This is a genomic window from Bradyrhizobium sp. NAS80.1, assembly GCF_001908205.1.
GTDB lineage: Bacteria > Pseudomonadota > Alphaproteobacteria > Rhizobiales > Xanthobacteraceae > Bradyrhizobium.
Genome location: NZ_LGHL01000213.1, coordinates 1 through 12,213, shown reverse-complemented (window position 1 = coordinate 12,213; position 12,213 = coordinate 1). Strand labels below are relative to the sequence as shown.

General features: G+C 62.0%; 11 protein-coding genes. 3 read left to right on the top strand and 8 right to left on the bottom strand.

Annotation, left to right across the window (positions count from 1 at the left end; translation table 11 throughout):
- The first annotated feature begins 468 nt into the window (after window positions 1-468).
- The 3 genes from AC629_RS37055 (at window position 469) to AC629_RS37045 (ending at window position 3,290) form a co-directional block, all read left to right on the top strand.
- Window positions 469-864: a GlcG/HbpS family heme-binding protein gene (locus AC629_RS37055; protein WP_283848225.1), complete on the top strand. Its 396-nt coding sequence runs from the start codon at window positions 469-471 to the stop codon at window positions 862-864.
- A 307-nt stretch (window positions 865-1,171) separates the two neighbouring features.
- Window positions 1,172-1,915: a protein-L-isoaspartate(D-aspartate) O-methyltransferase gene (locus AC629_RS37050; protein WP_084809690.1), complete on the top strand. Its 744-nt coding sequence runs from the start codon at window positions 1,172-1,174 to the stop codon at window positions 1,913-1,915.
- Window positions 1,916-2,507: 592 nt separating this feature from the next.
- On the top strand, window positions 2,508-3,290 hold the full coding sequence (locus AC629_RS37045; RefSeq protein ID WP_084809689.1) for an alpha/beta fold hydrolase: 783 nt from the start codon (window positions 2,508-2,510) through the stop codon (window positions 3,288-3,290).
- A gap of 227 nt (window positions 3,291-3,517) precedes the next feature.
- Here AC629_RS37045 and AC629_RS45980 read toward each other — a convergent pair whose 3' ends face one another.
- The 8 genes from AC629_RS45980 to ybgF all read right to left on the bottom strand — a co-directional run.
- Entirely contained in the window at window positions 3,518-3,724 is a 207-nt protein-coding gene (locus AC629_RS45980; protein ID WP_143199735.1) for a hypothetical protein, read from the bottom strand.
- Between the two features lie 642 nt (window positions 3,725-4,366).
- A complete protein-coding gene (locus AC629_RS37040; protein ID WP_084809688.1) occupies window positions 4,367-4,864 on the bottom strand; it encodes a hypothetical protein in 498 nt (165 codons plus the stop codon).
- A gap of 386 nt (window positions 4,865-5,250) precedes the next feature.
- Window positions 5,251-6,300 carry a transporter family protein gene (locus AC629_RS37035; RefSeq protein ID WP_084809687.1) on the bottom strand — a complete coding sequence of 350 codons (1,050 nt, stop codon included), beginning with the start codon at window positions 6,298-6,300 and terminating at the stop codon, window positions 5,251-5,253.
- 194 nt (window positions 6,301-6,494) lie between these two features.
- The gene (locus AC629_RS37030) at window positions 6,495-7,700 is read right to left on the bottom strand and encodes an ABC transporter substrate-binding protein (protein WP_084809686.1); all 1,206 of its coding nucleotides are present in this window, start codon (window positions 7,698-7,700) and stop codon (window positions 6,495-6,497) included.
- Window positions 7,701-7,900: 200 nt separating this feature from the next.
- Window positions 7,901-8,320, bottom strand: a complete 420-nt coding sequence (locus AC629_RS37025) for a DUF3052 family protein (RefSeq protein ID WP_084809685.1) — start codon at window positions 8,318-8,320, stop codon at window positions 7,901-7,903.
- A 12-nt stretch (window positions 8,321-8,332) separates the two neighbouring features.
- A complete protein-coding gene (gene ftsH / locus AC629_RS37020; protein WP_074118067.1) occupies window positions 8,333-10,255 on the bottom strand; it encodes an ATP-dependent zinc metalloprotease FtsH in 1,923 nt (640 codons plus the stop codon).
- A gap of 275 nt (window positions 10,256-10,530) precedes the next feature.
- Window positions 10,531-11,589 (bottom strand): tRNA lysidine(34) synthetase TilS, encoded by a 1,059-nt coding sequence (gene tilS / locus AC629_RS37010; protein ID WP_084809683.1) that lies wholly within the window; start codon window positions 11,587-11,589, stop codon window positions 10,531-10,533.
- A gap of 83 nt (window positions 11,590-11,672) precedes the next feature.
- A partial coding sequence (gene ybgF / locus AC629_RS37005) for a tol-pal system protein YbgF (RefSeq protein ID WP_084809682.1) occupies window positions 11,673-12,213 on the bottom strand: 541 nt, incomplete at its 5' end.

The window sequence follows — 12,213 nt, the reverse complement described above, 5'->3', positions numbered from 1 at the left end:
GAACGAACTGACGCGGTCCCCCCACGTCTCTGCCGCGAGAACGCGTCAGCACGGCTTAGAAAAATTACACCTCACAGAAAACCGAGTTTTTCAACACAATCAAGGACAGAGCGGACCAAGCATCTGGCAACCCCAGACTTCCGCTTCTGAGCCTTAGCGGTCCTTGGCACGCCGCCGATCGAAGGGCCCTACCCCGAGCCTGGAAGGTTATCAGCTATAGGAAAAGCGGCCCTTTCTTTTGCGCCGGCCCCCTCGGCCAATGGACTCTGGTACCGATTGGCGCAATCCTCCGCTCGAAAATGTCCAGTGCAGGGGCAGCCCATTTAGCCGACCAGCAGATATCGGGAGGACAACAACATGAGGACGCAGCGCAAGACGCAAGTCGCTTCCATCCTGGCTGCAGTAATACTCTCGGCAACAGCCAGCGCTCAACAGGCGCCATCCCCACCCCCGATAATTCCTTACGGAGTGCCACTAGGGCTTGAGGCAGCCAAAAAAATAATGGCTGCCGCGGAAGCGGAGGCCGAAAAGAATAACTGGGCGATGGCCATCGTGATCCTCGACAGCACGGGCCACATGGTGATGCTGCACAAGCTCGACAATACCCAATACGGCTCTCTTATGGCTGCCGAGGACAAGGCACTCAGCGCGATCAACTACAGGCGCCCCAGCAAAGTGTTCGAGGATTTGGTAGCGCAGGGCGGCATCGGTTTGCGCTCATTGGCGCTCCGTGGGGCATCACCGCTGGAAGGCGGTATTCCCATTAATGTGGATGGCAAGATTGTCGGGGCGATCGGCGTCTCTGGCGGGACGTCAGTTCAGGATGGCCAAGTCGCAAAGGCGGGCGCCGACGTAGCGAAGTGAGATGAGGCCGTCTTGTTGGCGGCGTCGCCTCGTGCTCTTTGTCGCTTAGTGCTTCACGCGTCTGTTAAGTCCGTTGTTTACCACCCGCAACGGACATTAGGTGAGGGATCCCGGTTGTATTTGGGTCGGCAATGCGTGCGGAGAGGTCAACTTACCTGCCAGATGCAGTGATGATATCATGACTGCTGGAGCCCCTGACGCACTGCGGTCATTCGCTGGACGCCGTGATTCGCTGAGGTGACGCGTCGAATCGGCTCATTGCGCTCAAGCGGTAGATGTGAACCCACGACCTCTTGGAGAGCGCACGATGAAGGTCTTGCTGCTGCTCGTGTTTGCCATGGTTGTCATCGCCTCGGAAGCGACCGCGCAGGATGCACCAAAGGACGCGGAATGTGTCCGCGAGCGCGCCGCCATGGTCGAAACCATCAGGACATACGCCCGATCCGCTGCCAGTGCCTTGGGACAGCAAGGCATGTCGGAGAGAATCCTTGAGGCCATGGAGCAAACGAAACGCCATCTGTTCATCCCCGAGCAATCTTGCTCCATCGCATACGCGGACAGACCGATTCCGATCGGCCTCGGGCAGACCATATCGCAGCCGTACATCGTGGCCTTGATGACCCAGTTGGCCGAGGTCGCGCCCGATCACGTTGTGCTGGAAGTCGGGACGGGATCGGGCTATCAGGCCGCCATCCTTGCGCACCTGGCACGAAAGGTCTGCACCATCGAGATCATCGCGCAATTGGCCGAGACCGCCGCGAAGACGCTAAGAGACCTCGCGTATGACAACGTGAGCGTCAAGCTCGGCGACGGCTACGATGGCTGGCCCGAATGCGGTCCTTTTGACGCCATCATCGTGACTGCCGCCCTCGGGCAGCCACCGCCGCCGCTGATTGAGCAGCTTAAAGTAGGTGGCCGGCTGGTTATGCCGGTGGGCCCCGGTTACACCACTCAGTGGCTCACGGTCGTCGAAAAAATTGCGCCCGACAAGACGACGACGCGCGCCGTCGCCCTCGTGCGCTTTGTCCCCTTTACGCGTCCACAAAACTAAACGCTCGCAAACGTCCCGTTCTTGCTGTGACCTCCGCTTCCGACCCAACTGAGACATTGGCTCGGGGCGTCTGTCCCGCGTTTTGCGTTTAGGACCACGGCGGCTCTTCGCTCGCCCCGGCTGCTCCGTGGTGGATCGTGACACCCGCCGACCGCAAGCTGGTCAGCAGTACAGTTCTTACAGAGGCAGGGTCGAATCCAATATCCTTGGCGTTTGGCGGATGTGCCTCGCTACCCTTCAATCGGAGCGCCAAGTGCAATTGCTCGCAAAGGTGCCGAACGACGAGATCGACCTGATCGTCAGTCATCTGCTTTTCCCGCTACCATTTTGCTACCCAACTAGGTAGCACACGTGAAAACAGGGTGGTACGCGATTGGACCGCCCCAAGGATCAACCCCACGCGATTGCCCATGGGCGCGCTTTAAATCGTTCGCCTATCGGGACAGGCCGGAAGTGACTAGCGGGCGACTAGAACGACGCTTCGACCCGAAGGCGAGAACCAGCCCGGCCTCACATCATAGGTAAGATCAATCCTGATCAAGCGGGCAAGCTCGCTGAGCAGCAATTCTGGCAGCGACACAGGAGAACTCATATGGCAACATTCGTCCTTCTCCCCGGGGCAGGCGGCATGGCTTGGTATTGGCACCGCGTAGCCCCGCTTATTCGCGCGGCGGGGCACGAAGCCATCGCCGTCGATCTGCCTGGCGACGACAGGAACTCCGGTCTCGCGGCGTATGCGGACATCGTCATCGGCGCGATGGCGCAACGAACGGACGTGATACTCGTCGCCCAGTCGCTAGGGGGCTTCACGGCGCCCCTCGTCTGCGAGCGTGCTCCCGTGCGGACAGTTGTATTCGTCAACGCGATGATCCCCGAGCCCGGGGAGACCGCTGGTGCATGGTGGGGCGCCACAGGAGCGGTCGAAGCGCGGGAAGAAGCCGCGAGGCGCGGCGGCTATCCGACGGAATTCGATGTGGGAACCTATTTTCTGCATGACGTGCCGCAGGACGTGCTGCGCACCGGCCCGGAACAACCACGCGAGGAAGCTCCCACCGTTTTCGGCGAGCCCTGTCGCTTCGAGCGCTGGCCCGACATCCCCCTTCATGTACTTGCGGCAAGAGACGACCGCTTCTTCCCGCTCGAATTCCAACGGCGTGTCGCGCGTGCAAGGCTCGGCAAGGAGATAGAGGAAATTCCCGGGGGGCCATCTCGTTGCGTTGTCGAATCCGGAAGCGTTGACCGAGCGCCTTCTTGCATATGGAGGGGCCTGACACGCTCCCTTGCCGTCGCCTCTTGCGGATGTCGCACCGTCACAGTGTCGGCCGTCTGGGTTAGACCGGACATCACCCCGCTCTGCCCAGCCCGCCGCTTTTGACCCGAAACGGGCCACCGCCGCAAATCTACAATGTCAGTTAGTGACCCTGGCTGTGTAGAAACACGAAAGATCGAAACGCGGCGAGAATTACATTCTTCATTTCGTGCTTTAAGTTGGGCGGGCTTGCGAGTTTGGGGGTTAAGAGGGTCGTGGACGAATAGCTTTTTCTATCGCCATCAAGCGCCTCGGCGTTTTCACACAGCCAAGACCCTACTCGGCCTTCGTCGTCATCCCAACACCATGGATGCGAAGGGATCACTGGCTGGGCGTTGCGCCGCCGGCATTCGCAGTGTCGGCGTCCAATGAATTCCATGATTTCGCGTGTTCGACTGAATTGTATGTTTGGCAACAGCCGCTGAGGCCGGGGCAATTGCAGTGCTGGTGATCGCGAAAATTGCGAAGGCGAGAAAAGCGGAGCGAAATTTGTCAATCATTTCGATTCTCCCAATGAGTTGGTGAGAAGCAAATCGGAACCTCACTAGAACAAAACCCCCAACGCACTGCATGCTGATCCCAAATCGTTTCAGCCCGTCATCGCCGAAATAGGGAAATGGCTTCGTGCTTATTTCGTCGGAGCCGCCGTTCACCGGTCCGTGAACGTGGGAACCCAACTGGGGCGGTCCAGCACGTTTCCCGTCGGTCCGTGCCGGACCTAACCGGTCGGATGGAATTGTGTCTGATGCGACCGGCTAAAGGTCGCTGGTGATCCAACTCCGATAAGACTTTGGATAGCGGCGCAGTCTGGCCTCACGCTTCGAGACCATCGTGCGAAAGGACTTGAGAGCCAACTTACCATCGCGATCTCGGAGAAGGCCGACGCAGCTGACAGGAATCAGCAGATGGTCGTGCGTCGGCGCTGCTTCAACGCGCGCCAACGATCAGGCACCTTTGTTGCGGTGCATGAGTCCGAAAGTGAGCCCTGAGCCGACGTGCAGCGAAAGCCCTGACATGTCCGCTATCAAAAAAAAAGACAGAGCGGACCAAGCATCTGGCAACCCCAGACTTCCGGTTCTGGGCCCCACAGCGGACCACGAACACAGATTATTCGACCTCGATCTGCCATGCCCATAGGGGCCTCAGATTTCGCAGCTGGCTGAATTCAAGGCCTTTTGCAGGCCACCAAACTCCTTGAGCCGACAGGGCTCGGTATCGCTGGCGGCCTTTGGACGCTGGGAAATGGCAGTTCGCTTGATAACGGTTGCCTTTGGCTTCGACTTGGCAACCATCTTGGGACGCGAAGCGGTAGTGACCTTCTTCGGATTGTCCCGCTGACGGACGATCGGCCCCGGAGGCTCCGAGGAACCGATATTGGTGTCTTCCGGCGGCGCAATGCGCGGCGGAGCAATGGGTTCCTCGACCAATTCAGCCTGTGCTGGCCTCTCACTGCTCACAGCGGCGACTTCAAGGCGATCGGCCTTCGCCAACGCGCCATGTGAATCGGAAATGCCTGCGTCTGGCTCGGCAACGGGCTGGACGATCGCGACTGCGCGGCGCGGTGGAGCTCTGAGCTCCATTGCGGACAGCACGCCAACACACAGCGGGATAAGCAGGCCCAGCAACGCCATTCTCAGCATGATGCGCCTCTAACCTGAGTTAGTGCCGCTGAAAATTCTCCGCTCCAATGAGGCAACTTGTCGGCGGCTGGTGACACACGCACGGATCATTTGCCGACAGGGTTAACGTCGGCGGTGCTCCCAACACGTACCGAGACCGCCGCTGCCCATGTCGGTTTCCGGGAGTAGACCGGACCTGGTTCAGGTCATGGCAGAAGGTCTGTGAGTGCCACCCATTAGCACTCGAACCAGCATATCGGCTTTTGGACGAGCCCCTCCGGCAAGGCAGCCGCATTGTTCAACGACAAATCGCAGGCACCTCTGCCCAGCCGTGTCAGAGCCAAATCGAAGTCAATCGGCGACCGATGGTGGCTGCCTTCGGCTGCATCGCTCCGGTCAAAGGGGGCTTAATTCGCGCGCGGTGGCGGAAAGAAGAATTTGGCCAGACGAACTTCGACCCCAATGTTCTCCCGCAGCCCAGCCGTCGCCTGGAAATCGTGAAACACGTCACCGGCTATCGTGAAATCCTGAGCGAGCGGGACTTGAAATTGGAAATGGCCCCTCAAGAAATCATCTCGACCAAGCGACATATTGGGCTGAGGTATCGAGATCGGCAGTCCGGCGGCGACAAATCTGCCGTTTGTGCCTATTTGCTCGCCTCCCCAGGACTTCTCTATGCCGACGGCGGCAAACAGGAACGTGCTCGGATTATAGCGCAGGAATGCCTTGACGTCGTACGACGGCTGCTGCGTCAAGCTATCGTATCGCAGGACTCCGGGGAACGGCGCCCCAGGCGGATTGACCACCTCGAGAGGACTTCTGCCGTTGCTGTGGAACGATGCATTGGCGATCAGATCGAAAAACAGCCCATTGAGACTTGGTGAAAGCTTTCCAAGTCCCTCGGTGTAGCCGAACTGAGGGGTGTCGGTGAGCTGCCCCGGTGACGAGACATTCACCGCGGCGGTGTTGTCGAAGCTGCGCCCGAGCGGCAGCCAGAGAAAATTAGTGAGTCCGACCCAGCGCTGGACCTTTGCGTCGGAGATGAAGAAATAGGTCATGTGAAACACGGGATCGGCGAGCCCCCCGGCAACACGGTTGTTCGTGCCCGGGATATTCACATCCGTCAGTGTCGCAAATGGCAGGTCTGCTTCGATCACGAAGGGATGATCCGCGATCTCGGCAAAATAGGTCACGCGCGTAAACTCTATCCAGGTATTGGCGTGCGAGTTGGGCAGCGTGTGTCCGGCGGGATCGACAAAGGCATCGGCATGCGCAAAGCTTGCGTATTGGAACGCAATGAAGGTTCCGATCGGAAGCGACCCGCCCTGGTAGTCTCCTGCGTATGTTCTTGGGTTGTTGTCGGAGGCCGCGATTGCGCGTGTATTGCCTCCGATGATGCTGCCGAGCAGCGCGGCGATTCCAATTGAAAGGACACTCCACCAGGATTTCGCCGACATTCCTCCCTCCTGCTGCTCATTCGGCCAAGGCCGGCTTGGTTAGGCTTCGATCTCCTTTAAATTGCAATTTGAGAGGATACTCCTGACGGAGACGAATGCTGTAATCGACTTGCAACAGTGCGCATAAAAGCTGAAGAGGCAGGGACGCTGCCATAACCGTCTCATGGTATCGAAAACTGCCCCCTTTTCAGTTATCAGTTCCCCGTCTGCAGCTCGCCAAAGCGCTCCCAGCTCTTGCCGTTGAAGCGCATGAACTGCATCTGGTCGACCGGGACATGGTCGGTTGTGCCAGTGTCGACCTTGATGCCAGGCAGCAGCATCGGCAATTCGAGATCGTGGATCGCGAACGCCTGCTTCAAAATGTTCTCGGTCGACAGATCGTCGCCGCAGGCTTTCAGCACCGCCTCCAGCGCCATCGCACTGTTGTAGGAATTGACGTAGTTGGTGTCGTGCTGGTCGGCCTCCGGCACATATTTCGTCATGAACTCGCGCCAGCCTTTGACGCCCGGGTCGTCCTTCCAGGCGGGATCATCAGGGTCCTTCACGTAGGCGGTGGAGAGAATGCCGGTGCCCGCTTCCAGTCCCGCAGGTTCCATCACGGTCGAGACCCACACCGCGACATTGGAGAGGAACGTCATCGGCCGCCAGCCGATCTCGAAGGATTTGCGGATCGCCTGCGCCGCGAATTTCGGCGTCGCCGCGATCACGAACACATCGGCGCCTGAGGCCTTCAGCTTCACGATCTGGGAATCGATGGTCGGATCCTGGATCTCGTAGGTCGCGCTGGTGACGACGGAATCGTATTTGTCGCCGAGCACGTCCTTGAGGCCCGCGAGATAATCGCGGCCGTAATCATCGTTCTGCGAGATGACAGCGAACTTCGCATTCGGATTCTTCGCCAGCGCATAGCGCGCATAGAGCCGCGCCTCGTAGCGGAACGGCGCCTGCACGCCCATCGTCGCCTGCGGATATTGCGCGATGTCGGCGAATTTCGAGGCGCCGGAGCCGATGAAGAGCTGCGGCACGTTCTTGGCCTGGAGATATTTGGCGATCGCCGTGTTGTGGGCGGTGCCGATCGAGGAGAAGATCAGCGCGACCTCGTTGCTTTCCACCAGCTTGCGCGTCTGTTCGACCGATTTCGGCGGTGCGTAGCTGTCGTCGAGCGAGATCAGATTGACCTTGCGGCCATTGATGCCGCCCTTCTCGTTCAGCATCTTGAAGTAACCGACCTCGCCCTTGCCGAGCGCACCGAAGGCCGAGACCGGCCCGCTATAGGGCATGGTCTGGCCGATCCTGATTTCGGTCGCGGTGACGCCGCGCATCTCGGCGGCGATGGATGGGGTGGGGAATGACAGGAATGAAATGGCGCCAACCGCGCCCAATGCCGCCGTGACGCGCATCGGTCTCCCCTCCCCTTTGTACGGCGCGGTCGAGCCGCACCTTTGTTTGAGAGGAGCATGCCATGACGACTGGCGGGACGCCAATCATTATGGCGCGGGATCGTAGGGTGGGCAAAGCGCCAGCGTGCCCACCATCGCGAGCGCGGCGCGGATGGTGGGCACGGCGCAAGTGCGCCTTGGCCCACCCTACAGGGCTGGTGCTATTTCGCGACCTTGGCGCGGTCCTTGACGGGGATCACGAGCTTCAAGCCGGACCAGACGTCATTGACGGCGCAGATCTTGATATCGACGAGGCCATTCGCGAGTGCGGTCTCACGCACCAGCGCTTCGGTCACATCAGTCGCAACGCCTGACGCCTTCTTCGGCCATGACGCCCAGATCATCCCGTCCGGCGCGATCGCCTTGCGGTAATCACGCAGCTTGGTGGCGAGGCTCGTGGCCTCGGTCGCGAAGAGATGCACGAGATCGAGCGGAGCCTTTGTCTGCTTCACGATCCGCACGCCGTCGGGCAGTTCGCCGACGATGTCGCCATAGGGAGCGGAGAGACCGTCCACAAAAATACAAAAGCCCGGCTTGATGCCGAGCTTTTGCACTAGCGGTTTGCCGGAATAGCCGGCCATTTCGCGCAGGCCTTACGCCTGGGGCTGCGGCTCGAGGCCAGGATCCGGATCGGGGCGCGGACGCGACTTGCCGGCCGGGGGCACGGCGGAAGCGCGCGGCGTGGCCGGCTCCAGCACGGACTCACGGTTCGGCTTCTTGCCCTTGAGGAGATCGACGATCTCATCGCCCGACAGCGTTTCGAACTCGAGCAGGCCCTTGGCCAGCGCCTCGAGGTCGGCATGCTTCTCGGTGAGGATGCGGGTCGCTTCCTTGTAGCCTTCCTCGACGAGGCGCCTGATCTCGGAGTCGATCTTCTGGACGGTCGCCTCGGAGGCGTTCTGCGTCCGCGAGACCGACATGCCCAGGAAGACCTCGTCCTGGTTCTCGCCGTAGGAGACGGTGCCGAGCTCTTCCGACAGGCCCCAGCGCGTCACCATCATGCGGGCAAGGCGGGTGGCCTGCTCGATGTCGGAGGCGGCGCCCGAAGTCACCTTCTCGCGGCCGAAGATCAGCTCTTCGGCGACGCGGCCGCCCATCATGATGGCGAGGCGCGAGGTCATCTGCTCCAGCGACATCGACAGCTTGTCGCGCTCGGGCAGCTGCATGACCATGCCGAGGGCACGGCCGCGCGGGATGATGGTTGCCTTGTGGATCGGATCGGTCGCGGGCACGTTGAGGCCGACGATGGCGTGGCCGCCCTCGTGATAGGCCGTCAGCAGCTTCTCTTCCTCGGTCATGACGAGCGACTTGCGCTCGGCGCCCATCATCACCTTGTCCTTGGCCTCTTCGAACTCAGCCTGAGTGACCATGCGCTTGTTACGGCGCGCGGCGGTCAGTGCGGCTTCGTTGACGAGGTTCATCAGGTCGGCGCCGGAGAAGCCCGGCGTGCCGCGCGCGATGGTCTTGAGGTTGATATCCGGCGCCAGCGGCACCTTGCGGACGTGAACCTTGAGGATCTGCTCGCGGCCGACGACATCCGGATTGGGCACCACGACCTGGCGGTCGAAGCGGCCCGGACGCAGCAGCGCGGGATCGAGCACGTCGGGACGGTTGGTCGCGGCGATCAGGATCACGCCTTCGTTGGCCTCGAAGCCGTCCATCTCGACCAGCAGCTGGTTCAGCGTCTGCTCGCGCTCGTCGTTGCCGCCGCCGAGACCGGCGCCACGGTGACGACCGACCGCGTCGATTTCGTCGATGAAGATGATGCAGGGCGCATTCTTCTTGGCCTGCTCGAACATGTCGCGGACGCGGCTGGCGCCAACGCCGACGAACATCTCGACGAAGTCGGAACCGGAAATGGTGAAGAACGGCACGTTGGCTTCGCCCGCGACCGCGCGCGCGATCAGGGTCTTACCGGTGCCGGGAGGGCCGACCAGCAGCACGCCGCGCGGAATACGGCCACCGAGGCGCTGGAACTTGCCGGGGTCGCGCAGGAATTCGACGATCTCCTGGAGGTCCTGCTTGGCCTCGTCGACGCCGGCGACGTCCTCGAAGGTGACGCGGCCATGCGCTTCGGTCAGCATCTTCGCGCGCGACTTGCCAAAACCCATCGCCTTGCCGGCGCCGCCCTGCATCTGCCGCGACAGGAAGATCCACACACCGATCAGCGCAATGAACGGGAGCCAGGAGACCAGCAGCGAGACGAACCACGGCACGTTGTCGCCCGGCGGCTTCGCAGTGATCTGGACCTTGCTGTCGTACAGGCGCTTCACCAGCGTCGGGTCGTTCGGCGCATAGGTCTGGAAGCTCGAGCCGTTGGTGAAGGTGCCGTGAATGTCCGGCCCCTGGATCACGACGTCGCGCACGTTGCCGCGGTCAACCTCGCTCAGGAGCTGGGAGAAGGCGATGTCCTGCGAGGAGGCGCGCTGACCCGGATTCTGGAAGAGCGTGAACAGCGCCAACAGCAGCAAAACAATAATGACCCAGAGGGCGAAATTGCGCAGATTGGCGTTCATCGATCTTCCTTCGTGGTCGCGCGGATCGCGGCCCTGATCCTTCAGGAGCTACTTGGGCAATACGAGGAAATCCCCAAGGAATCCTCTCGGTTGGATGCATACAATTTAGGTGCCGCCCCGCCCGCTGCCAAGGGAACGAGATGGGACTATTTATCCCATCTTAGGCCGATTCCCGCTGAAATAATGGCGGCCGATTCGGGGTTTTCCCTGCCTGGTTAAGGTGCCCTGACGAGGTGCGGCGGAAACTGCCGGTGTCATGATCCGCCCGTCCGCGACTATCCGCCTTTGGACCGTCGGACCGGCGCCGGCGCGATGTGGATACGCCCCCGGGCAAGGCTGATCAAGGCTCCCGCAAGGGTCTGCTTGAGGACCGTCCGGCCATTTGCGGCCGCGCGGGGACCCGCGGCAATCGCCTGATCGAGCGCCGCCATCAGTGTTTCGACCTTGCCAAGTTCCGCCGGCCCCTCGTGCCCCACGGCGTCGATGGCCCGCAGCAGCAGCCGCAGCCGGACTTCCTCCGGCAAGGCCGTAAACGCGGACGCTTCGAAACTGCGAACGCCCGGCTGCGGCGCAACGCCGCGATCCCGCAAAAGGAGGAAGCGCTCGGCGCCGTCGGCCAGTACCTCGACCGCCGCATTGGCGCGCGCCAGCCTTGCTGCGAGCCGCGCCAGGTTGCGGGCATCGCCGCCCTCGGCCGCGAGTTGCGGCAGCAGCGCGCGCAGCCGCGGCCGGGTGAAGGCAGTGTCGCGGTTGGTGGGGTCGTCGGCAAAACCGATCTTCGCCCGCTTCAGCGTCGCGATCAGTTGCGACTTCGGAACATCGAGCAGCGGCCGCGCCAGGATGATGCCATCGCGCTCGCTGACATGGGCCATCGCCGAAAGCCCGGCAAGCCCGCTGCCGCGGAGCAGGCGCATCAGCAGGGTCTCGGCCTGGTCGTCGCGAGTGTGGGCCGTCAGCACATGGCTCGCACCGGCGGCCCGCGCGGCCTGCGCGAGCAGGCGATAGCGGGCCTCGCGCGCGGCCGCAGGCAGTCCCGTCTTCGGCTTTGCGCCGTGCCAACGCAACGTCCGGTGCGTCAATCCGAGCTCAGTGGCCAGCCGCTTGACCTCGCGCGCCTCGCGCGCCGCCTCAGGGCGCAGGCCGTGATCGACAGTAACGACGGTCAGAAGCGGGCCGCGCGCGAGACTGCGCTGCCAGCGCGCCGCAAGCCACATCAGCGCGACCGAGTCGGGCCCGCCGGAGACCGCGAGCACCAGCGCCGGCGCGCTTTTGAGCTCGGCGAAGAGCTGCTTCGCCTCGCGCGCCGAGATCGGAGAATTGTCGTCGTCTGACATGACGCTGCCCAGCAATCGCCAGCCCAATGGCAGGCACGTTCTAGCGCAGCATTATCCGCATTGTCAGCGATCAACGCTGCGTGTCAGCACTTCACCCGCTTCTGCTCGCGATCGACCGCGGCTTTGACGCCGGCGGAGGCGCGCGGATACTTGCGGCCGATCTCGCCGAAGGCGGCGCAGGCGGCCTCTTTCTCCTTCAACGCGGCGAGCGACTGGCCGAGCCGCAGCAGCGCATCCGGCGCCTTGGCCGATTTGTCGTATTTGGTGGTGACGGAGAGGAAGGCTTCCGCGGAGTCGCGATATTGCTGGCGCTGGAAGTAGCTCTCGCCGAGCCAGTATTGCGCGTCGCCGAGCAGAGGGTCGTTCGGATATTTCTGCGAAAAATTCTTCATGGTCTGCTCGGCGAGCGCATAGTCCTTGCGCTGCATGTAGCCGATGCCGAGGTCGAACTCGTCGCGCGGCGATGCCGAGGGCGGCAGGGTCGTCACGCCAGCGCCACCCGACTGCGCCGGATAGCCTGATTGCGCCGGCGGATAGCCGGGCTGGGCCGCCTGTGGCGCGGCCGCTTGCGGATACCGTCCGCCGGTGTTGCCAAGATCAAGCGGCTCGCCGGCGCCGCGGCCG

What these genes read in the sequence shown, in the direction of transcription:
- AC629_RS37050 (WP_084809690.1), top strand. Translation starts at nt 1,172, where the DNA reads ATGAAGGTCTTGCTGCTGCTCGTGTTTGCCATGGTTGTCATCGCCTCG.
- AC629_RS37045 (WP_084809689.1), top strand. Translation starts at nt 2,508, where the DNA reads ATGGCAACATTCGTCCTTCTCCCCGGGGCAGGCGGCATGGCTTGGTAT.
- AC629_RS45980 (WP_143199735.1), bottom strand. Translation starts at nt 3,724, where the DNA reads ATGATTGACAAATTTCGCTCCGCTTTTCTCGCCTTCGCAATTTTCGCG.
- AC629_RS37040 (WP_084809688.1), bottom strand. Translation starts at nt 4,864, where the DNA reads ATGCTGAGAATGGCGTTGCTGGGCCTGCTTATCCCGCTGTGTGTTGGC.
- AC629_RS37035 (WP_084809687.1), bottom strand. Translation starts at nt 6,300, where the DNA reads ATGTCGGCGAAATCCTGGTGGAGTGTCCTTTCAATTGGAATCGCCGCG.
- AC629_RS37030 (WP_084809686.1), bottom strand. Translation starts at nt 7,700, where the DNA reads ATGCGCGTCACGGCGGCATTGGGCGCGGTTGGCGCCATTTCATTCCTG.
- AC629_RS37025 (WP_084809685.1), bottom strand. Translation starts at nt 8,320, where the DNA reads ATGGCCGGCTATTCCGGCAAACCGCTAGTGCAAAAGCTCGGCATCAAG.
- ftsH (WP_074118067.1), bottom strand. Translation starts at nt 10,255, where the DNA reads ATGAACGCCAATCTGCGCAATTTCGCCCTCTGGGTCATTATTGTTTTG.
- tilS (WP_084809683.1), bottom strand. Translation starts at nt 11,589, where the DNA reads ATGTCAGACGACGACAATTCTCCGATCTCGGCGCGCGAGGCGAAGCAG.